Here is a 1,277-nt window from a genome sequence, read left to right as displayed (position 1 = left end):
AATACCCCAATAGCAAAAGAAATTGCTGAAAAATTATCCTCAATACTAAGTAATAATTGTTTAGTTATAGATATTACAACTCATAATAAAACTGGATCTATTGAAACTGAAGAAATTTATAAAAAAAATAATATTAGATACATAGAGTGTCCTGTAATGGGTGGCCCTGTACAAGCTGAAGAAGGTGTTTTAGGTGGCATAGTTGGTGCCTCTGATGAAAATTTTAAAATTGCTGAAACTTATTTAAAAAATTTCTGTAAAAATTACTTTCATTTTGGGCCTGTTGGCATGGGTGCTAAATCAAAATTATTAAACAATTTTTTAACATTAGGAAATGCTGCATTAATCAATCATTTAGCAAAAACAGGAAAAGAATTTGGTCTGGACATGAAAAAATTATTTGAAGTTGCTAAACTTGGATCTGGAAACTCAGCTGCTTTAAATCGGGTTTTTGATAGTTTACTTGTTGGAGATTATACTGGATTTAAGTTCACTGCAAAAAACTCAGTTAAAGACTTAACTTACATACAAGATTTATTAAAAGATTTTCCTGAAGCAGAAAAAGTTGCAGAGATAAATAAAAACTATTTTCAAAAAGCTGTTGATGATGGTTATGGTGAAAATTTTATAAGCGAATTAATAAATAAAAAATAAATTTTAATTAAAAATTTTTTGTACTCTCGTTTTAAGGGAAGTAATTTTGGATACCGAGAATCTACTAAAGCAACAGGTTGTATTCAAGAAATATATTTGCATGAAATTAAAATAAATTTATTGATAAAAGTTTGAATAATAATTAGCTTATTAATTAAGGAGGTTATTATGATAAAACTTACGCCACCTGACACATAACTGAAGATCTTCAAATACAAAAACACAAAAACAAAAATCCAATCGGATTTTAATGCCAAGGAGGCAACATAGAGGAGCTCTTTTGGTGAAGAGACTGAAAGAGCGACCCTCTCAAATTAATTCAAAGATTTCAAGATTTCCAAAGGTAAAGGTGCTTCAGGATATTTTTTAATGCAAAGTTCTTCATATTTCTTACAAAACCCAATTATAGTTTCATAAACTTCGTCAGTTTTATTTGAATTCTTTTCAAGATCTAATTTCTTAATTATTTGCTCTCTTTCTTTTTCTAGTTCTTTTACTTGTTTGCCTGATAAATATTCCCCAGTCTCAATTTCCCAATACGTATCTTTTAACTCTTCCTCACTTAGATTGTTCAATTTTAACTGTAATTCCTTAATAACCTCATCATCAGTCTCTTTGTCTCT

Annotated in this window: 2 protein-coding genes; one reads left to right on the top strand and one right to left on the bottom strand. The window is 28.7% G+C overall.

Annotation, left to right across the window (positions count from 1 at the left end; genetic code table 11):
- Window positions 1-654: NAD(P)-dependent oxidoreductase (locus AC1QQ2_RS14245; RefSeq protein ID WP_479713631.1), on the top strand; the 654-nt coding region annotated here is incomplete at its 5' end.
- A 314-nt stretch (window positions 655-968) separates the two neighbouring features.
- Here the strand turns inward: AC1QQ2_RS14245 and AC1QQ2_RS14240 are convergent.
- The coding region (locus AC1QQ2_RS14240; protein ID WP_479713630.1) for a hypothetical protein at window positions 969-1,277 on the bottom strand (309 nt) is incomplete at its 5' end.

Source organism: Aestuarium sp., assembly GCF_023253315.1.
Lineage (GTDB): Bacteria > Pseudomonadota > Alphaproteobacteria > Rhodobacterales > Rhodobacteraceae > Marivivens > Marivivens donghaensis.
The sequence above is the reverse complement of the archived record's forward strand: the minus strand, read 5'-3'. Positions and strand labels throughout refer to the sequence as shown.